A 16706-nucleotide genomic window follows, 5' to 3' on the forward strand; every position below is an offset into this window, starting at 1 on the left:
CATTTTCAAGGGCGCTGTCGATTGAGGGCGGCCATCAGGCCCTAGCCCCGACAAAAGGAGGACGCAATGTCTTCCACTTATCTTACAAATGACGACATGCTCATAATCGAGCGTCTCCTTCGGGAGGCGCAGTTGGAAGCCTCCGACGTATTTGAAACGCGGGAAGCTCGATTGCTCATTCACGCGTTCGAGGAAGGAACGCGCGATGAAAACGCCCTCCGCATCCTTCTTCGCAAGACTGTCGGTAGAAAGAAAAGCTGGCCCGAAGCTATCGACAGATGGGACAACGAAGGCGGCGCCGCTGCCACCCCCATGAAAGAAACACAGCGGCAGATCGATAACGACACGAGTGGGAAACGGCGCCGCGCCAAAAATGTACAGGACCGTAACGACATGCACTGAGAGCGGGATCTGTAGCCATGAACGGAAAGAACCTTCCCACCGCCTTGGTTATCTGGACCGGCTCGCCAATCCGATTTCATCTAGTTGTCACCGTTCAAGATGCATCGGATTTTCTTTTCGATAACTGGCCCGACCACGATTGTCTGGAATGGATTGACGCGATGAGCAGATGCGCATGGGCCAACCTGGGCAAGGTGACCGTTGAAGATGCACGGGACGCATTTTTCAGTGCAATGAAGGCCGCTGGCATTCCGATCGACCCTGCACTGGCGCTGTTGAAGTAGGTCATCCATCAATCGACAGGTTGGATCGTGACTGTCGCCACTGCGTGCAGATTGCGGCAAGGGGTTAAAAGTGCTTCGATCAGATATGGCTGGGGGCAGTCAGGGAGGCTACCATGCAAGTGCATCAACGCGGCCTCGACCTACTCATGAACGTGCAGGACGCCGCCGCCCACATCGATAGCCTGACACGAGAAGACATCCGCCGGCTGCTGGAAGAAACCAGCGTCGTTCTGGGCCAACTGCTGGAGCGGGGCATCCCGGCTTACGGCCGACCCAGCGGCCAACCTGAAACGCATGGCTGGACAGAAAACCCGCCCGGAGTAGCCGCCGGGCGGGCCTACTCCAAGGCGCACCTATGAGGGGAGGCAAGCAAGGGAGCCAACCAAGAAGCCTCAGATAGCGGATTGGTTCCGAAGATGGACGCGCTTTGCAGCGTCTGTCTTTCCCGGTATGGGCAGGGAGCGCGCGGCGAGGGATATGCCACCTTCATTCCCCCCGCACTAGAAACCTGTACACCGTGTACACCTTTATCTCCGTCTTCCTCCTCCGCCCATTTCATCCATTCATTTTCATGGACGGCGCGCTGGTCGCGGTCCAGGTCGCTTCGAAGCAACAAGCCCCCCCAAATGGGAGAGGGCAGCCGGAACTGGAATGCGGCCGATTCGTTGGGTTCTGATCGTAAATTTCCGCGATCGGACAAAAGTCCTAGGAGGAACCATAATGAAAAAGCTGCTTATGGGCGCGTTCGCGCTCACGATGATGACCGGTTCGGCGTTGGCCGCCGGTGGTACGACTTCGGCCTTGGACAACAAGGATATGATGGGGGCGTTCTACACCGACGCCGACATGAAGACTGGCCTGCTGCCGGTTTTTCGGACACGAGGTTAAGCTAACATAGCTTTCTCTTCGAACTCGACCGGGCTCATATATCCCAATGTCGAGTGCCGTCGCCGGGGATTGTAGAAGCGCTCGATGTAATCGAACACATCCGCCCTGGCGTCATCCCTCGTCCTGTAAACCTTGCGTGCTGTCCGCTCGGTTTTCAGCGACGAGAAGAAGCTCTCCATCGCAGCATTGTCCCAGACGTTGCCCGACCGGCTCATCGAGCAGGTGATGCCGTGATCGGCCATCAGGCGCTGGAACTGTTCGCTCGTATATTGGCTGCCCTGGTCGCTGTGATGCAGCAGACTGTCCGGCTTGCCTCTGCGCCAGATCGCCATGATGAGAGCGTCGGTGACAAGCTGGGCCGTCATCTCCGCCTTCATCGCCCAACCGACGACACGCCGGGAGAATAGGTCGACCACGGCGGCAACGTAGAGCCATCCTTCGGCGGTCCAGATGTAGGTGAAGTCGGCGATCCACTTCTGGTTCGGGGCCGAGGCCTCGAAAGCGCGGTCGAGGATATTGTCCGACATTGCGGCTCGCTCGCCGGTGTCTTTCGGTAGCCCACGACGCCGCGGCCGGGCACGCAGCCCGTTCTGACGCATGAGCCGCTCGATGCGATGCAAGCCGCAGGAGAGACCCTCGGCCAGCACGTCATGCCAGACGCGGCGAGCGCCATAGGTTCGGTCGCTGCTCTTGAAGCTGCGATCGATCGCCGTCACCAGCACCTCGTCGTGCCGGGAGCGCGTGCTGGGGGTGCGGTTGAGCCAGGCATGGAAGCCCGAACGGGACACATCCAGAGCGTCGCATAGCCATGCCACCGGCCAGATGCTCCGGTGCTTCGCAATGAAAGCGAACCTCATATCGCTTCCCTCGCGAAGTAGGCTGCGGCCTTTTTTAAGATGTCGCGCTCCGCCTTCAGCTTGGCCACTTCCTTGCGCAGCCGATCGATCTCGAGCTGCTCCAGCTTCATCTGACCATGGCCGGGAAAGGCGTGTCGCGGATCAACGCTTGTCTCGCGAATCCATTTGCGCAGCACATTCTCATGGAGATCAAGGTCACGAGCCGCCTGGGTCACCGCGACGCCCCGTTCCTTCACCAGTCTCACTGCCTCAAGTTTGAACTCGCGGCTGAACTTCCTTCTCTGCATTCCAACTCTCCAGTTCCGTTAAACACCTTATCTCGGTGTCCACGAAACCGGCAGCAGGCCAGACGATGAAATCGGACGACGAGTTCAAGGCCGCCTGGATGGCTTTGAAGCCGGAAGACCGTGATACGATCACCAAGGAATGCAGCAACGATACTGAAAAGCTGCATAACGACTTCTGCGAGATGACGAAGAAGCTCGGCGGCGCCAACTAGCGTTGCCGACGTAAAAAGCCCGCCAACCGGTTAGGGTTGGCGGGCTTGGTGGGTTAAGATCGCGGGCGCGGCTTACTCTCAAACGCCCGATCCAGGCGCTCCGAAATGCCGTCGATTCGTTTGCCGATGCCGTCGATGGCATGCATAATCTGCGCCGTCTGCTCCTGCATCCCGGCTTTTGTAACGTAGGTTTCGGCCGTATGCAGGCGGTGCGCGGCAAGCTCATCCTTCACGCTGGCCACCACCGACGAGAATCGCCAGTAGGCACCGCCAACCGCACCGGCAATGGCGAGTACGAGATAGACCATTTGTTCCGGGGTCATTTGCGCCCCCGAATGGCCGAGGCAACCAATTGCAGCCCGGCCACGCCGCCGCCCACATAGAAGATGTTCTGAAACACGATGTCTGCGTACTCTTTGAGTTGTGGCGGCAGGGCGGCGACGTCAGGCAGCGCGCCGTGAAACAGGCTGTCGCACATGCCCCAGCCAAACCAGGCGGCGGTCGGTACGGCGGCAATCAACCACGGAATCCAGAACGCCTTGTGCTGCATTCCGGTCGTGACGACCTGGGCAGAGGTGGCGCGCGCCTGCACGGCAGCTTCAAGCTGCTTTACGACTGCATCGGCCACCAACTTCTTTTCGTCGGTGTCGGCGGCAAGCTTGTCCTTGTAGGCCGCGGTTAGCTGGCCAACCAGATCGCCGGTTATCCAGCGGATGAGCGCGGCTAGCATTGCGTCAACTCATCGGCTGTGGTGCTATTCGAACGGGCGGAGGAAACAAAATGTTCGAAAAGGCGAAGATCGGGATTCCGTGCCCGAAGTGCGGACACAAGACGGAGAAAACCGTCGCTTGGATAAAGGCCAACGACAATTTCACATGTGGAGACTGCGGGTCGACCATTACAGTCGATGCTGAAAATCTCCTCGCCGGACTCCAGAAAGTCGAGAAGAGCGTCGCGGATTTCCGGAAGAAGCTCCGCGGCCTCAGCAAGCGCCGCTAGCGCTTTTTCACAGCGGGACGTGTCAAGCGACATCACTAGCTTGCAGCACGCCATGACTACTTACCCAAATCCGGATCGCGCCGCTTGCGGGCGTACTCAAGCAGGACGCCGAAGCCGATCAGAAACACCGGAAACCACTTGGCGCCAATCAGCGTCGAAAACGACTGCGGATCCATCGTGTCGAGCACCTGCAGCACCGCGCCGAAGAGCGCCGACAGGCGGGCCAGGAAGATGGTTTCCGAGTCGTGGAACCAGGATTTGAATTTCGTCCACATAGCTATGCGGCCTTTCTGAAAATGCCGACCAGCGCCGCGAAGAGCGCGGCCAGCCAATTCGGTTTGTTGTCGTTTGCTGGGGCGGGCGGCACCTTCGGTGCGGCAGGCGCGGCTGGCTTTGCTCCCTCAACCCCCTCCCGAATTTTCATCAGGATCGGCGCAACGCCTAGTTGCTGATCGACGGCGTTCGGATCGAACCGGCCGTCAGCAACATACTTGCCCTTGACGTACTGGTCCGTGCCCGCCCACAGGTAGGGAGACGGCAGGCCCTTATTGCGGTAGCCAAGCCCGTTGTAGCGCTCCAGAAGATCAAGCGTCGCCCCAATGGACCAGTCCTTGTTCTTGCCGGCATAGGGCGGGCAGTTCATTAGCGCGTCAATCGCCGCGTCTTCCCACGTCTTAAACGGACCGCGTCCCTTCGGGACGAGTGTGGTTTTCCTGCCGGTTCCGATAATCTTCTGGCCGTTGTGCAGCACGCCGGCAAACGAACCGGAGCTTTCCCGGTAGTGAATGACGCCGATCACGTCCCACGGAACGCCGGTCTGCGCTGCTACAGTCTGATAACGATAGCGGTTGGCCCTGATTTTCGCGGCCTGCGCATTGATTTCTGTGCTGCGCGTGAATTTCGCGCCGCTCCATCGGTCTAGGTTGTTCATCTATCTATCCTTTGGCTGGTGTACGTCCCGCGCCGCTCCCACCGCGCCAGTTCCAGCCGGCAATGATTTGGCTCAACCAGCCGCGCCATGAGCCGGCAGAACCAACAGTCCGGATTGCGGGCCGCTACGCGGGCGCAGAGCGTTTGGTTGGCCTGGCCGCCAGTGACGCGTGAAAGCAGCCGCGAAAGGCGGCCGAGTCGAGTCATGGCCGTACCGGCGCGCTGGCGGGCACCTCGGACATGGTGGTGATCCTTTTGGTTGAATTGTGGGCGCGCAGGTTCGCGCCTACGATCCAATCTCCGGCGATCCCCCATCGCCTAAGCCCGGTCTGCTCTCCGGCATGTTAGCGGCCGGGCTTTTCGTACCGATGGCCCTGCGGAACTTCCGCTTGCAACCGGCGTTGTGTAACGCCGGAGGGAACGCCATGCCAATGCCGCTGTTCTGGACTATCTATACGGCGCTCATCGCTATCAGCGTCTTTATGATGACATCGGCTTTCACCACCTACATCTAAAAGAGCGTGATGTAGCGCGCTGGAGCGGGCCGGGGGCGGCCCTTCAGTGGAATTGATCGCAGCCCGATTGCAGGACTACCTTTCTGCCGTCGTCGCATAGAACTTGGCACCCGGCCGCCAGCCTCCTGCTTCGCGGCCGGGCTTTTCTAGAGCGGGCGCCTGATGTGGAACCGGGGCAACGATCTGATCTTGGTCGCCTTCATCGTGGGAATGATCGGCATAGCGTTTCTGGCTCGATATTCCATCCACTAGAGCGAGGCAGCAGCCGTGAAGAATGCGTCGATCTGCTCCGTCGTGAAACCGAGCGCCGCAAAGCCGGCTTGCATCATCGGATCGGTGCGAACAAATGTGGCGCTCCGATTGAAAGACCATTGCGTCGACGCGTCTTGCTGTCCGACCCACGTCTGTACTTGATCGAGGATACCAAGCGCTGCAAGTTGCTTGCCGAACTGGTTAGCAGAAACACGGTGAGGAATCGGCGCCGAGACCGTTGGCGCTGCGAATTCGTTGCCGTCGTACAGGCAACCTGGGGCAACCCATCCGGGAGCTTTCATGAAGCCCTCGGGAGGATTGTCGGTGCGATCCGACTGAACGACGACGCCGTCTTCGATCAGGACGTGGTTCATGACGTTCTCCAGAAAAGCAGTTGGGAATAGGCCTCCCATGTGAAGCCGGACGCGACGCCGAAATCGGATGATCCAGCCGAAACTTCAATCATGTGTTCAAGTCGGTACGTCTTGCCGGTCTGAACAGCGCCAAGGCCCACGCTGTCGGAATTCGTGCTTGCCCTGCTGAAAGCGCTCGATCCGTAAGACACCGTGTCGCCATCGGTGAGGTTAAACAAACGCGTCCGATGCCGATCGCATTCCTGTGCTGGGCAACGCCATTGGACGAAACCATTTACGGATGTCGTGAAGTGATTGCTGCTTAGCGAGATCAGTGAAGCAGGATCGCGGACCTTGGTATTCAGTTCGCGCTCGACCCACGTCAATGCGGTGCCGGTCCCACCCATGACGCCTGACGCTTTCTGGTCTTCAAGCACCGCGTCCGGCGCGCCGCTCGGTGAGAGAGCGTAAGGCTTCCATGTTCCCCATGTGCTGCTTGAACGATAGCGGCGGTATTCGAGGCCCGTCGCTATCGCCATGAAGGTCTGAACGCCGGCCGCGTTGTTATCCCACATATCGGTTCGCAGGATGCCCTGCGTGGAAACGGGCAAATTGGTTGCCGTGCTGTCGACAGCACGCCAGCCGTTGACCAGGATCGTGTCGACATCCCCTGTGAACCGGGTTGGGGAACTGCTGCCAAGCCCGAAAGCTCCAATGGTCAAGATCGCGCCGGATGTAGTATCGACAGCCGAAGTTTGGAGCGGCGGGCCTTCTTTGATCGCTTTGCCAGTTGTTCCGTCGAAAAGCGCCACGCTCGCGTCATCGGACGAGGACGGCCCGACAACATCTCCGATACCGGTTCCGTCTGTACCCTTGAGAGCCAGAAGCCCCCAATATGTCGCATTCGTCGGGAGATTGCCGGTGGTCGCCTGAAGCGCGATGTAGGACGACCCGTTATAGGTGACGACATCGTCCTTCACGTACGCGGTGCCGCCAGCATATGCTCCTCGAAAATAGAACCCCTCGCCAGCCGGGATGCCGAAATCCAAGACGGGCGCGGTAGCCGTTCCGGAATTTGCAACCGTGGCATTGGAACCAGGCGCCAGCGTCGTCGTCGCACCAACGGCTATCGACGCCAGAGGGCCGACCGGGCCCGTGATGAACGCCGGATCCGACCAATCGCCAGATGTCAGCGACGCCTTTGAATAGAGCGCCGAGCGACCATCGCCAATGTCGGACACCAGAACTGCGAACCCGGTCGCCTCGCCATCGTAGGCAGCACGATCCGCCAGTTCATCGACCTGCACGTCATAACTGACGCCGTTGATGAGGTCTGTCTTCGGGATCACCACCATGGCGCCCGGCCCGGTGAACATAGGAATGACGTTGGTAGCACCGGTCAGCGCAGCCAGCGCATCGAGATTGCCGTTTGCCTGCCGTTCCACCAGCGCCCTTGCCGCGGCGGTGTAGCGGGAGCCATCAGACTGGAAACGGATGCGATAGGCAGAGCCGGCAAGTGTCACGCCAGGCCAGTTCTCGGCCAGCGTCAGGTGAGTGTTGTCGGTGACGGAGGCGATGACGACGCCATAGCCATCGCGCATGAACATGTCGCCCGGCCGGATGTCGGCAGCAGCCCATGCCGTGCCGACACCTGTAACGGCTGTGTCGCCATTGGCAATCGAAACCGTTCCGGTGACGTAGTCATTAACTATGGTCATTGTTCATCACTTTCGGTTCCGTCGTCTTGTCGTTGGCTTGCGCTTCGATCTGCCTGCGCAGCACGAGCACTTCGTTCTCCAGCAGCAGACAGCGGTTGCGGTAGAACTCGCGCTCTGCCGAAAGCAGGCTGACCGCAGCCATCGGATCGACAGGCACGGTTCTGGATGCGACCGGTTGAGCGGTCGATTGATCAGTCATGCGATGGCTCCTGATTGTGCCGGCTATGCCGCGAGCGTGTTGGCAAAGAGCCAGTAGTAGATCGTCCGAGCGCCGCCGTTGTTGGTCAGGCGGAAAGTTGAGAAACTGCTGCCCAAGATCCGCCCGAAGTAGTTAGCTGGATGAGCAATGGTCCCGTCACTGCATTTCAGGATGCCGATCGGTGATGCGGAAAAGCCCGATATCGAGATGTCGCTGGTGCCAGCCCCACCAAACGCCACGCTGCCCGACAAGTAGGGCCGAAACGTCAGCGAATTTTCGGTGAGCAGGAAATCGTCCGGATTTGTAGACGACACATCCCTGCCTGGCCGCGATATCCGAAACATCGGCGTCCCGGTCGAAAAGTCGAGGAGTATCCGGTCCACCATCAATCGTAGACCCTGTTCTTGAATACGACCCAAGCGATGATCTGCGAGTCGGTTGCGTAAGTTTCCGGCACGTCGATGGTCAGGCCATTGCTGCGGACTTCGGTGGCGATCTGATAGGTAGCCGCCTGCCACATCATCAGAGCCGACGGGATGGATGCGCCACGATCATTCGCAGCTGCGTTGCCGATCATAACGAGCGGGCGATAGCCAAGGTCCGCGAAGGACACCACGTAATCCGAATAATAGTAGTAGTTCGGTCTGGCCGGGTCGGCCGTCCCGGTCACCGTCGCCGATCCGGTGGCGTGGATTTGCAGATGCCCATAGTCGGAATTGAGCACCATGCGGCCCGTCTCGCCCGAAGCATCGATGCCGGCCGGCGAAACCCAAAAGCCCATCCGGCCGTTCTTCAGACCCATGTGAATCCGGCTCATACGGCAAACACCGTGTACTCGATGGCGAAGCAGCGCGGATATGGCGGAGAGGTCGCCGGACTTGAAAGGCGCAAGGTCGGGAACGTTCCGGACGATATGTTGAATTTCGGAATGCGGATTTGGCTGTTCGTCACGCTGGCAAACGTCGTCACGCCGCCCCTGTTTGAAAAATAGGGACCCCAATTCCGATACACGCCGATGAGGGCCGGCGAGCCGTCGTACATGGTCGGAAGATCGACCACATTCAGAATTACGGCGGGCACATAATCAAGCGCGGTCGGGAAATCGATCGTGTAATATCCCGACGTCGTGTCCTCGACGGTGAACTGCTTCACCCCCGCCGTAATGATGGCGCCGCCGAAGGCCCAATCGCTGTCGAATACCTTGTTGGCGTCGGCCAGCGATGGGGAGGCGTTGTAGCCGGGCTGCGATATAATCATCCGGCCTGTTTCAAGAAGAATGCGATCAGCCATTGTCAGTCCGAAAAAGTCAGCCGCTTATTGGCAAGATCGAATTTCACTTTGCCGTCTGGTGACTGCAGCACGCCTGCCGTCACAGTGCCGATATTGGCGACCTGCAACGCCGCAACCCCGCCGATGAAGACAAAAGGCTGCTTTTCGTAGCCAGGCGCAGTGACAATGAACTGATCAGCCGAGATGATGACCCGCGCCTGTGTGGCGGTGCTCTCGATGAACAGGCCGGCATCGCGGAACACCGCTCCGTCATTGATGCGGGTTTGCAGTCCGATCTTCGATGACCAACCAGCCGACGGCGTGTAGCCAGTCTCCATACGGAATGTCGCGCTGCCCGACACCTCGTCATAACTGGCCTGAAGCGCGATGATGGCAGAGGCATTGGTGGACACCTTGCCATCGATTATGTCGACTTGCGTCTCGAGCAATGACACGGCATTCGCCACCGCCGGCAGGCCCGTGTCCGGATCGAACACCTGGGCCTGCAATTCGTCGACCTTCAGCGAGATCGCCGAACCAGGCCCGGTCGCCGCGATGATGGTCTCGCGGAAGTAGGCGGTAGTCTGCTCGGTGGTAGACGCAACCTCGCGGCGAAGCTCCTGCTTGTCGGAGAAGTTCGATAGTTCCTGATTGGCGGCCCACGCAGAAACGGCGCGCAGTTCCTCCAGCGCATCTCGCAGGCCATTGCCCATGTACGACTGCCAGGCCTTGACGTCCTCTGCCAACCGGTCGAGGTCGATCGGATAGATGTCCTGAATCCAGACGTTCGGCGTCTTGACCGCGATCCACGCGGACCATTCGGTTGAGCGCCCCGAGAATGGCAGATAGATGCCGCGGACCAAGTCCGCAAAATGACGCCGACATGCTGCTCGAATATGTGGGCCGGCAGTTTCAACGCCGTCAATGACTCGCTGTGCGTAGCCGCTTACGCGAGCGAGCGCACTGTTATCATTCGCGGCTGAATAAAGCCTCGTCCGGGTCTTCCTCGTCGCCATCCGGAATTGTCACCTTTGACGCATCGGCTGGAGTGGCGCCCATTTGCGAAAGGCACTGCCGCAGAAGCGTAAGCGACTGCACACCAACATCCTGGCCCGCAATCATCCGGCCACGAATACGACTGGCCAGCTCCACAAGAGTGCGGTGACTACCGTTGAGCCACGGGATCTCTTTGGCGAACAGCGCCCACGCCTTGCGTGATTTGCCATCATCATTATCCAACAGCCACGCAGGGGCGGGACCGAGCGCATCCTTTACGACTGGCTCCTTGCGCTGCCGATAACGCCCAGGATCCTTCTTATCGCTGCCCTCGACAGCAGCCGAGGCTAGCGGCTTTCGCGGCCTCGCCATATTTTTCAGCCTATCGTTTGAATTGCGGATGCGCACGCTTTGGGTCGGACGCTGGTCTAGGCCCTGTCGACCCTGAAAGCCGACCCTCCCCCTCCCGATAAACCCGGGTGCCTCGCGTCGAGGGGCCATCCGTCGACGCCTATGGTGGTATCGAAGCCCCGTCGCTCGATGCTCTGCTTACGGCTCGAATGACAGCGCCACGGTGCGGCATCGCAGAGACTCTGCGTGTTCTCGTAGTCGAAGAACAGCGCCTCCGACCCGTTGTGCCTGACGATGTGGTCAACGACTGTCGCCGGAGTTATGCGACCTTCAGCCCCGCACATCCGACATAGTGGCTCGGCCGCCAAGCGCATCGCCCTGATGCCATGCGTGCCGCACCAGCGAGGGTCGCGGTAGAGGCGACGATATTGCTGGGCTTCGGCGCTGCGCGGGTGCGGACCATGCTGTCTGTCACCCACGCCAGCAGAGCGATGAACTGGTGGCTTGCAGCGCGCGAGTTGATCTGTGCTATACAAACCTTATGTCCCGATCTCGCCGCAAGACACCAATTTTCGGAATGACGACTGCCGAGAGCGACAAGCTCTTCAAGACGGCCGAGCATCGCCGTGAGCGGCGCACTGTGCGAAACATTGATCCTACCAGCAGCGATGCTCCATCCGGACTAGCGTTTGGCAATCCGTGGGCGTCAGCGAAAGACGGCAAGAGGTACCGGAGGCACGTCCCGCCAAAGGACATGCGGAAATAGACCCGACGCCGGTTGCACGGCGGACGCCTTATTCGGTGCACCAGCCTTACACCAATCGCCATCCCTATTGCCGACTCGTGCCATGTTTGTTTTTCTGGCGCGGGGTCCACATGGTAGGGGTGAACAATGCCGGCATACGTGATCAGCTATGATCTTAGAAAAGCGCGCAACTATGATGGTCTGCTGAAGTTACTGCGCAGCTGGAATTGTGTTTCGCCTCTCGAATCACTTTGGGTTGGCAACCTCAAAGGAGATTGCGGGGCCATTCGTGACCTAGTCCAACAGCAGATTGACGCAGATGACGGGCTACTCGTGATTGAACTGAAGTCCCCAGGCGATTGGGCCTTTCACAAGCCCAACAACGAAGCGCTCTCGCGGGCATGGTTAAAAGCCAACATACACCAGTAACTAATCATGAGCGGAGGTTACCGATAGGCAATTGCCCGTTGGTGCGCCGCTAATTCTTATCGATAGTAGAACTTTTAGCTTTTCTAGATTCAATCACTGCATCGAGCCTATCCATCTGAATAGCCATTAACGTCCACGGAAGTCCGAAAGACAATGCGAACGCCGTTGTTGCGAGACCGAAATACACTCGCTCCATCCAAATTACGACATCTTCGCACCTTCCTCGCAAAAGAGACGATGCAAAAATGATGGCGAGGGTAACGAGATAGAGGCAGAACAACCATTTTTGCCTCGTCATTTTGGCTTTGATCCGATTTCTATTCGCCGCGCCCATACGCCAGCCGCCTGGCAGCATTGATTGGTCGCCGAGCAGCGTCATCACCGCTATCAGGAAGCCTGCCAATATTGAAAAGACAGTAACGATTACGCCGGTTGCTCGCTCGTTCCCTCGGATCAGGTCTCCACCCCATATAAACGCAGCTACACCTGCCGCAATACATGCCGCGCTGAACAGCCAATGCGACCACGGCAATGAAGCTGCCTTTTTCTCGGGGTCAGTCATTTTGAGCCGCGCGGAGTTCTGCGTTGAACTCGATGAGAAAACCCCACGCATCTTCGTGCCGCACCGATTTCCCGAAGGACGACATCGTAACCGTCTTTGAGAGCAAAATGTCGTTCGAACGAACCTTTCGGCCCGTCATTGTCTCGATTGAGAACCCCTCGTCGCCTTCGTCCAGTACACTCTCGGCTATCGTCTGAAGTTGGCGCTTCTCTAATTCCGCTCCATGGCGCTTATCGAATGATAGGGAAACCTCAACCTTGATGTTTTCTGCCTCTTCAGGAACTTCCGCTTCCAAACCAAGAATATCTCTTAGTTCATCTAATACAGAGCCAGTAAACCTCCTACGTATCGTAGAGCGCTCGGCTTCATCCACCGACACAGAATGTGCTACGGCATTCATCGTTAAACGATGGACGCCCTCCTTTGCGATCAGCGCCATCTTGTCGATATTGACACGCTTCCCTAGCGTGCATCTGCTGACTTCGTGTGAGAAGCCAGAATTCATTCCAATCTGTTCCACGTAGTTTAGAAATACGCTCTCCGAGAGACCGCACTTACACATGAGAACATCGTTGCCCTGCACGAGCAACATCATTTCGCCGTCTAGATATTCCGTATTTTCCGGCGGATCAGCCAGTTGCAGGCCAGCGTCAGCCGCCAACGGTACAACCTGCATTTTGTCGTCTGGAACGTAAGCTACCAGATGAAGCAGTTGATAACTCGCCTCATTACGAAAATTGCGCGCCTGTACGACCAGATCCCCCGACAGGATAGTCCGATCGGCAACAGTCGATTCGTCCTTATGGGCGTTGCGCAGAATTGCCTCCAGAGTGCCTGGTCCATTGGACTCCGCGCCGAAATTATTGATATTGTAAGCCTCGCGCAGCCCAAGGGTTCTGATAACAAAGTCTGGCATATCGCCCCTCCCCTTACTCCCCACGATAATCAAAGCGGGCAATCTGAGCAGAGTCGAGTCAGAATACGGATGGCTGATTGATCCAGTCTAGATTTCTAAAAGAAAAGCAGCGGGGAGCCGGCGCCGCACTCAAGCGCGCCAAGCTCAACCCGCCGCAAAAACCGCAAGGCAGCCGAAGGGGAAACGGCGCCAGGCGGCGAGGCATCGCATGGCCGGAAATTCCAGCGCATTCGCGATGCCTCAATCTATAGGCGGGACAAGGTCGCGAAATCGGACACGTCCTACGCGATTTTTTTCATCGCTTCTCGCGCGTTGTCGTTCGCGGCCAAGACCGCCCGCTTTCCGGCCTTGCGTGCGTAGTCCCCGCTGAAGCCGAGGGACTGCCCGACGTCTTCGTAGGACCGGGCAGTCTTGGCGATGTCCAGTACGGCCTTGTCCTCGTCCTTCAGCGATGCAACCCACGTGAACCATACCTTGCGGTTTTCCTCCGTCTCGATCGCATCCTGCCAATTGATCGCTCCGCCACCCGCACACGTTGTTTTCTGCAGGCCGATGAAGAGGTCGCGCGGTCGGTAATTCCCGCCGCTGGCAATCCCCGGCTCGCACATGGTGACGGGCGGCAAAACCGGCGTATTGGAATACGCCTCGGCCAGAATCGTTGCGGATTCGGCGCGGCTATATGATTTGCCCTTCTTGCAGAGACCGCCTTTCACATACCGATGCTTCGCGCCCAGCATGGCTTCGAAATAGGGCTTGGAACCCGCACGGGAACCCTCGCCACCGCGAGGTTGATTGGCCTCGTACCGCATGCCTAGCATTGCGCCGACTGGCATCTTTAGGCGCGTCTTGACGACTTTTTTGTCCCGACGTTTGTGCGCTTGTTCTGTCTGCTCGCCATCGCTGAATCGCCAGCAACCGAGGCGAGTGACGACCTTGTGTTTCGTCTCGACTTTCTCTCCGTCAACCTCGCGGGTCTCAATGTGCACGCCATACCCAACCCGTTTGCCGGGTATGGGGATAAGTTCGACGCTGCCTCCACCGCCAGCCTTGGCGTGGCGGAATTCGCGGAATTCCACGCCTTCAAGCCCAGCCATAGTCAGATTCTCGGAAGGTCGGATTTCGTGACGGCTCTCGGTAGAGTAGCTGGATTCCTCAGCGTCGTTCTCAGGATCAAACACGAAGGTGCCGTTCGGCGTGAGCGACCAGTTAGTCTGCACTCCCGCAGAGGGTGGGCCGTTCCGGTAGGGTAGCAAAGGAGCCATGCCCTTGGCGTTGTCGTTAGCGGCCTTCCGTTTCTTTGGCGCTCGGAGCCGATCCATGTAGGCGCTGAGGCCTTCGAGGAAAGAGGCGTACTTTTCGGCGTGCTGATCAGGCTGCATTCGTCATCGTTCCCTTATTGTCGTTGGCCGCCACGAGACTGCGACCGTGGTACTTGTTCAGCGCAGCTAGGCCCTTTGCGTTGGCGCGCAACGCGCCGTGGCCAGAGGGTGTCACTACCCAGCTCAACATCCTGCGGCGGCTGAGGCTGTCTTCGGTCCGATCCGAAAGTCCCGGTGACCAACTCGGCGGCAATCCGTTGGCCAGAAATGCGGCCTGGTTTTTGGTGATGCGCAGCTCTGATGCTGGCCAGAGTGGTTTGGTGGTGGTGATCATTTTTCCTTTCTCCTAGGGATGGGCGTTCCCGACGCCATCCCCTACGTAGTAGGGGTAAATGCCGGGAAGGCGGGAATGTGTTTGTTTTCAATTACTTAAGTCATTCCCGATTTTGTCGGGAACGCCGGGAATGGGAACGAAAAACTCAACAAAATCAACGAATCTCGTTCCCGCGTTCCCGGGAATGGACCGTTCCCGAAACATTAGCGGGAACGCATATACTCTACGCGCTGCGGGCCATTCCCGCTCGAAACTCACCCAGTCCGGCTGCAAATGGTCCGGTTGGCACGTCGAGCCATTTTGCCGTTTTCTCTCCCCTCCCTTTCGTCTTCACGATGTCACCGCGAGCCAAGACTTCATCCGCAAGTGCGTCCATTCGAGCCTTCGACAACAGCCGCAATTCTTCCGGCAACCGTTCGCGCATCTCGAAGAGCCCTGACTGCCCTGTTTTGGTAAAAGGGCTACCGGCGGCTGCGGCAGCCTCGATGGCGACTACCAGTGTTGCGCGGAGATCGCCTTGGTCGGGGATTGAAGCGCCAAGGCTGACAGTACGATCGATCAGCAGACCGTTGTCGGCACGGGCATAGGTGGATAGAACGCGGCGGGCGGCTCCATTTGCCTTCACGACGCCGCCGTGAACGATGCGGTTGGGCTCATAGGGCACGCCGATCTGCTTGCAGATTTTACGAGCTTTTTCGACATCACCGTACCACAGCCCGTAGGCAAGGCGGACGCCATCAACCAGCGCGCTAGTGCCACGGATGGCGTCGCGAGCATCAGCAAGTGTTACGATCTCCTTCGCCCTTTTCGCCATGTGATGCGGAACAAAAAGGTTCGCGCCGGTATGCGCCGATAGGGTCGCTATCGATCCACAGACGAACTGACCCGCCGCCGGATCCTCGTTCAGAGGCACCGCCGCGAAAAGCTGAAGAGGGTCAATTGTTACCACCCGAAGGTCAGGTATCTTGATTAGCGTGTCGCAGAACTGGCGCCACTCTGGTGTTTCTGTCGGTTCGCCTTTGACCATTTTCCAGAACGGTTTGATTGCCTTTACCGCTGAGGGCATGGGGATAACGATCAGCTTGTCGCCCTTCTCCGTCAGCCGCTGGGCTTTTGGGTCGATTGCGGCAAGCCGTCGGTGAACGGCGCGGACATCGTCCTCACCCGCTAAGAAAACAGCCGTCCCCTCCTGGACCACCTGGCCGCCGAAAATCGGCGTGGGCGGAAATGTACCCGTACGACCAAACGCCACGCGCCGACTGATTTCCAGCAGCGCGAAGGACTTTCCGACCTCGCCCATCGCTGCGACCATGCCCGGAATGCCGGACTCGACAACACCATCAATGAGAAATTCGGTCGGAGCAGGCTCACCTACGAACCGCGAAGCTCGCCAGTCATTGATATTCAATTCGACAGGAAGATTGTCGTTGCTGGCGGCAGGCATAGCAGGCGGCTTGGGCTGGCCTGGCTTTAAGAAGGGGTGCAAAACCTTCTTCGGAATGCCGATGAAGTCGAAGATCACTTCAACCTTGTGATTTTCGACAGAATTGACCGTGCCTCCGCCAAACCGGTCATGTTGAACCCTGTCGCCAACCTTATAGGGGTTTTCTCCTTCAGCCTGCAGCATGGGCGACCGCCTCCGCAATTGCGTCTGCTACAGCAGGCGGAATGGCAACAATGGTCCTGTCGCCGATGGTCGGGCCGTAGACGCGGATCCCGTTCCGCGTCTCAACCAAGCGCAGGTCGCGGATGAATAGGCCGTCAGGGAATTTGACGTCGATAAAGGCGCGCGTGCGCGCTCCGGGCAGTCCTGGACGGTAGTTCTGGATTTCCAATGGAAACCTCCCATGCTTCGTAGATATTGGTCGCGGACTGTCGACCAAAGACTG

General features: G+C 58.5%; 27 protein-coding genes. 7 read left to right on the forward strand and 20 right to left on the reverse strand.

Features of this window, described 5'->3' with window-relative positions; genetic code table 11:
* Window positions 1–66 precede the first annotated feature (66 nt).
* The 4 genes from FGU64_RS07830 (at window position 67) to FGU64_RS23245 (ending at window position 1574) form a co-directional block, all read left to right on the forward strand.
* Entirely contained in the window at window positions 67–402 is a 336-nt protein-coding gene (locus tag FGU64_RS07830) for a hypothetical protein (RefSeq protein WP_139952020.1), read from the forward strand.
* 17 nt (window positions 403–419) lie between these two features.
* Window positions 420–686, forward strand: coding sequence for a DUF982 domain-containing protein (locus tag FGU64_RS07835; protein WP_139952023.1), 267 nt, complete (start codon window positions 420–422; stop codon window positions 684–686).
* Window positions 687–799: 113 nt separating this feature from the next.
* A complete protein-coding gene (locus tag FGU64_RS07840; RefSeq protein ID WP_139952025.1) occupies window positions 800–1045 on the forward strand; it encodes a hypothetical protein in 246 nt (81 codons plus the stop codon).
* A 361-nt stretch (window positions 1046–1406) separates the two neighbouring features.
* The gene (locus tag FGU64_RS23245) at window positions 1407–1574 is read left to right on the forward strand and encodes a hypothetical protein (RefSeq protein ID WP_180375653.1); all 168 of its coding nucleotides are present in this window, start codon (window positions 1407–1409) and stop codon (window positions 1572–1574) included.
* Here FGU64_RS23245 and FGU64_RS07845 read toward each other — a convergent pair.
* Window positions 1571–2718 (reverse strand): IS3 family transposase gene (locus FGU64_RS07845; RefSeq protein WP_139950891.1). Its coding sequence is split into 2 segments (ribosomal slippage): window positions 1571–2472 and window positions 2472–2718, totalling 1149 coding nucleotides; the frame shifts between segments, so codons are not numbered across the junction. The genes FGU64_RS23245 and FGU64_RS07845 overlap by 4 nt on opposite strands.
* A gap of 65 nt (window positions 2719–2783) precedes the next feature.
* Between FGU64_RS07845 and FGU64_RS23250 the strand changes: the two genes are divergently transcribed.
* Window positions 2784–2930, forward strand: a complete 147-nt coding sequence (locus FGU64_RS23250) for a hypothetical protein (protein ID WP_180375654.1) — start codon at window positions 2784–2786, stop codon at window positions 2928–2930.
* A gap of 53 nt (window positions 2931–2983) precedes the next feature.
* Here the strand turns inward: FGU64_RS23250 and FGU64_RS07850 are convergent, their stop codons facing one another.
* Together FGU64_RS07850 and FGU64_RS23255 are read right to left on the reverse strand one after the other, a co-directional pair.
* Window positions 2984–3253 (reverse strand): hypothetical protein, encoded by a 270-nt coding sequence (locus FGU64_RS07850; RefSeq protein ID WP_246671258.1) that lies wholly within the window; start codon window positions 3251–3253, stop codon window positions 2984–2986.
* Window positions 3250–3660, reverse strand: coding sequence for a hypothetical protein (locus FGU64_RS23255; RefSeq protein ID WP_180375514.1), 411 nt, complete (start codon window positions 3658–3660; stop codon window positions 3250–3252). Before FGU64_RS23255 ends, FGU64_RS07850 begins: the two co-directional genes overlap by 4 nt.
* A 50-nt stretch (window positions 3661–3710) precedes the next feature.
* On the opposite strand from FGU64_RS23255, the gene FGU64_RS07860 reads away from it, so the two are divergent.
* A complete protein-coding gene (locus FGU64_RS07860) occupies window positions 3711–3929 on the forward strand; it encodes a hypothetical protein (RefSeq protein WP_139952029.1) in 219 nt (72 codons plus the stop codon).
* Between the two features lie 56 nt (window positions 3930–3985).
* Here the strand turns inward: FGU64_RS07860 and FGU64_RS07865 are convergent, their stop codons facing one another.
* Together FGU64_RS07865 and FGU64_RS07870 are read right to left on the reverse strand one after the other, a co-directional pair.
* A complete protein-coding gene (locus tag FGU64_RS07865; RefSeq protein WP_139952032.1) occupies window positions 3986–4204 on the reverse strand; it encodes a hypothetical protein in 219 nt (72 codons plus the stop codon).
* Between the two features lie 2 nt (window positions 4205–4206).
* Entirely contained in the window at window positions 4207–4860 is a 654-nt protein-coding gene (locus tag FGU64_RS07870; protein ID WP_246671259.1) for a hypothetical protein, read from the reverse strand.
* A 265-nt stretch (window positions 4861–5125) separates the two neighbouring features.
* On the opposite strand from FGU64_RS07870, the gene FGU64_RS07875 reads away from it, so the two are divergent.
* Complete coding sequence (locus FGU64_RS07875) at window positions 5126–5374, forward strand: hypothetical protein (RefSeq protein WP_139952035.1); 249 nt, start codon at window positions 5126–5128, stop codon at window positions 5372–5374.
* Between the two features lie 248 nt (window positions 5375–5622).
* Here FGU64_RS07875 and FGU64_RS23505 read toward each other — a convergent pair whose 3' ends face one another.
* The 15 genes from FGU64_RS23505 to FGU64_RS07960 all read right to left on the reverse strand — a co-directional run bounded on the left by FGU64_RS23505 (window position 5623) and on the right by FGU64_RS07960 (window position 16652).
* Window positions 5623–6000: a hypothetical protein gene (locus FGU64_RS23505; RefSeq protein ID WP_246671260.1), complete on the reverse strand. Its 378-nt coding sequence runs from the start codon at window positions 5998–6000 to the stop codon at window positions 5623–5625.
* Entirely contained in the window at window positions 5997–7697 is a 1701-nt protein-coding gene (locus tag FGU64_RS07885; RefSeq protein WP_139952038.1) for a hypothetical protein, read from the reverse strand. Before FGU64_RS07885 ends, FGU64_RS23505 begins: the two co-directional genes overlap by 4 nt.
* Entirely contained in the window at window positions 7684–7896 is a 213-nt protein-coding gene (locus FGU64_RS07890; protein ID WP_139952041.1) for a hypothetical protein, read from the reverse strand. The genes FGU64_RS07885 and FGU64_RS07890 overlap by 14 nt, the downstream gene beginning before the upstream one ends.
* 23 nt (window positions 7897–7919) lie before the next feature.
* Window positions 7920–8285, reverse strand: a complete 366-nt coding sequence (locus FGU64_RS07895) for a hypothetical protein (RefSeq protein WP_139952044.1) — start codon at window positions 8283–8285, stop codon at window positions 7920–7922.
* Window positions 8282–8698, reverse strand: coding sequence for a hypothetical protein (locus FGU64_RS07900; RefSeq protein WP_139952047.1), 417 nt, complete (start codon window positions 8696–8698; stop codon window positions 8282–8284). The genes FGU64_RS07895 and FGU64_RS07900 overlap by 4 nt, the downstream gene beginning before the upstream one ends.
* A gap of 11 nt (window positions 8699–8709) precedes the next feature.
* A complete protein-coding gene (locus FGU64_RS07905) occupies window positions 8710–9186 on the reverse strand; it encodes a hypothetical protein (RefSeq protein ID WP_139952049.1) in 477 nt (158 codons plus the stop codon).
* Window positions 9187–9188: 2 nt separating this feature from the next.
* Entirely contained in the window at window positions 9189–10181 is a 993-nt protein-coding gene (locus FGU64_RS07910; RefSeq protein ID WP_139952052.1) for a hypothetical protein, read from the reverse strand.
* The gene (locus tag FGU64_RS07915; RefSeq protein WP_246671261.1) at window positions 10135–10569 is read right to left on the reverse strand and encodes a hypothetical protein; all 435 of its coding nucleotides are present in this window, start codon (window positions 10567–10569) and stop codon (window positions 10135–10137) included. Before FGU64_RS07915 ends, FGU64_RS07910 begins: the two co-directional genes overlap by 47 nt.
* Before the next feature lie 20 nt (window positions 10570–10589).
* Window positions 10590–10886 (reverse strand): HNH endonuclease, encoded by a 297-nt coding sequence (locus FGU64_RS07920; RefSeq protein ID WP_139952055.1) that lies wholly within the window; start codon window positions 10884–10886, stop codon window positions 10590–10592.
* An 849-nt stretch (window positions 10887–11735) separates the two neighbouring features.
* Window positions 11736–12248: a hypothetical protein gene (locus tag FGU64_RS07935; protein WP_139952066.1), complete on the reverse strand. Its 513-nt coding sequence runs from the start codon at window positions 12246–12248 to the stop codon at window positions 11736–11738.
* Complete coding sequence (locus tag FGU64_RS07940) at window positions 12241–13164, reverse strand: hypothetical protein (RefSeq protein ID WP_139952069.1); 924 nt, start codon at window positions 13162–13164, stop codon at window positions 12241–12243. Before FGU64_RS07940 ends, FGU64_RS07935 begins: the two co-directional genes overlap by 8 nt.
* 281 nt (window positions 13165–13445) lie before the next feature.
* Window positions 13446–14543 carry a hypothetical protein gene (locus tag FGU64_RS07945; RefSeq protein ID WP_139952072.1) on the reverse strand — a complete coding sequence of 366 codons (1098 nt, stop codon included), beginning with the start codon at window positions 14541–14543 and terminating at the stop codon, window positions 13446–13448.
* Entirely contained in the window at window positions 14533–14817 is a 285-nt protein-coding gene (locus tag FGU64_RS07950; protein ID WP_139952075.1) for a hypothetical protein, read from the reverse strand. The genes FGU64_RS07945 and FGU64_RS07950 overlap by 11 nt, the downstream gene beginning before the upstream one ends.
* A 223-nt stretch (window positions 14818–15040) precedes the next feature.
* Window positions 15041–16444 carry an AAA family ATPase gene (locus tag FGU64_RS07955; RefSeq protein WP_139952079.1) on the reverse strand — a complete coding sequence of 468 codons (1404 nt, stop codon included), beginning with the start codon at window positions 16442–16444 and terminating at the stop codon, window positions 15041–15043.
* On the reverse strand, window positions 16431–16652 hold the full coding sequence (locus FGU64_RS07960; RefSeq protein ID WP_139952082.1) for a hypothetical protein: 222 nt from the start codon (window positions 16650–16652) through the stop codon (window positions 16431–16433). The genes FGU64_RS07955 and FGU64_RS07960 overlap by 14 nt, the downstream gene beginning before the upstream one ends.
* Window positions 16653–16706 lie beyond the last annotated feature (54 nt).

It is taken from the genome of Mesorhizobium sp. 8, from assembly GCF_006351905.1.
Classification (GTDB): Bacteria; Pseudomonadota; Alphaproteobacteria; order Rhizobiales; family Rhizobiaceae; genus Mesorhizobium; species Mesorhizobium composti.

What these genes read in the sequence shown, in the direction of transcription:
- FGU64_RS07890 (WP_139952041.1), bottom strand. Translation starts at nt 7,896, where the DNA reads ATGACTGATCAATCGACCGCTCAACCGGTCGCATCCAGAACCGTGCCT.
- FGU64_RS07950 (WP_139952075.1), bottom strand. Translation starts at nt 14,817, where the DNA reads ATGATCACCACCACCAAACCACTCTGGCCAGCATCAGAGCTGCGCATC.
- FGU64_RS07920 (WP_139952055.1), bottom strand. Translation starts at nt 10,886, where the DNA reads ATGCGCTTGGCGGCCGAGCCACTATGTCGGATGTGCGGGGCTGAAGGT.
- FGU64_RS07935 (WP_139952066.1), bottom strand. Translation starts at nt 12,248, where the DNA reads ATGACTGACCCCGAGAAAAAGGCAGCTTCATTGCCGTGGTCGCATTGG.
- FGU64_RS23250 (WP_180375654.1), top strand. Translation starts at nt 2,784, where the DNA reads ATGAAATCGGACGACGAGTTCAAGGCCGCCTGGATGGCTTTGAAGCCG.
- FGU64_RS07840 (WP_139952025.1), top strand. Translation starts at nt 800, where the DNA reads ATGCAAGTGCATCAACGCGGCCTCGACCTACTCATGAACGTGCAGGAC.
- FGU64_RS23505 (WP_246671260.1), bottom strand. Translation starts at nt 6,000, where the DNA reads ATGAACCACGTCCTGATCGAAGACGGCGTCGTCGTTCAGTCGGATCGC.
- FGU64_RS07870 (WP_246671259.1), bottom strand. Translation starts at nt 4,860, where the DNA reads ATGAACAACCTAGACCGATGGAGCGGCGCGAAATTCACGCGCAGCACA.
- FGU64_RS07860 (WP_139952029.1), top strand. Translation starts at nt 3,711, where the DNA reads ATGTTCGAAAAGGCGAAGATCGGGATTCCGTGCCCGAAGTGCGGACAC.
- FGU64_RS07830 (WP_139952020.1), top strand. Translation starts at nt 67, where the DNA reads ATGTCTTCCACTTATCTTACAAATGACGACATGCTCATAATCGAGCGT.
- FGU64_RS07835 (WP_139952023.1), top strand. Translation starts at nt 420, where the DNA reads ATGAACGGAAAGAACCTTCCCACCGCCTTGGTTATCTGGACCGGCTCG.
- FGU64_RS07940 (WP_139952069.1), bottom strand. Translation starts at nt 13,164, where the DNA reads ATGCCAGACTTTGTTATCAGAACCCTTGGGCTGCGCGAGGCTTACAAT.
- FGU64_RS07865 (WP_139952032.1), bottom strand. Translation starts at nt 4,204, where the DNA reads ATGTGGACGAAATTCAAATCCTGGTTCCACGACTCGGAAACCATCTTC.
- FGU64_RS07910 (WP_139952052.1), bottom strand. Translation starts at nt 10,181, where the DNA reads ATGGCGACGAGGAAGACCCGGACGAGGCTTTATTCAGCCGCGAATGAT.
- FGU64_RS07885 (WP_139952038.1), bottom strand. Translation starts at nt 7,697, where the DNA reads ATGACCATAGTTAATGACTACGTCACCGGAACGGTTTCGATTGCCAAT.
- FGU64_RS23255 (WP_180375514.1), bottom strand. Translation starts at nt 3,660, where the DNA reads ATGCTAGCCGCGCTCATCCGCTGGATAACCGGCGATCTGGTTGGCCAG.
- FGU64_RS07905 (WP_139952049.1), bottom strand. Translation starts at nt 9,186, where the DNA reads ATGGCTGATCGCATTCTTCTTGAAACAGGCCGGATGATTATATCGCAG.
- FGU64_RS07955 (WP_139952079.1), bottom strand. Translation starts at nt 16,444, where the DNA reads ATGCTGCAGGCTGAAGGAGAAAACCCCTATAAGGTTGGCGACAGGGTT.
- FGU64_RS07850 (WP_246671258.1), bottom strand. Translation starts at nt 3,253, where the DNA reads ATGACCCCGGAACAAATGGTCTATCTCGTACTCGCCATTGCCGGTGCG.
- FGU64_RS23245 (WP_180375653.1), top strand. Translation starts at nt 1,407, where the DNA reads ATGAAAAAGCTGCTTATGGGCGCGTTCGCGCTCACGATGATGACCGGT.
- FGU64_RS07945 (WP_139952072.1), bottom strand. Translation starts at nt 14,543, where the DNA reads ATGCAGCCTGATCAGCACGCCGAAAAGTACGCCTCTTTCCTCGAAGGC.
- FGU64_RS07900 (WP_139952047.1), bottom strand. Translation starts at nt 8,698, where the DNA reads ATGGGTCTGAAGAACGGCCGGATGGGCTTTTGGGTTTCGCCGGCCGGC.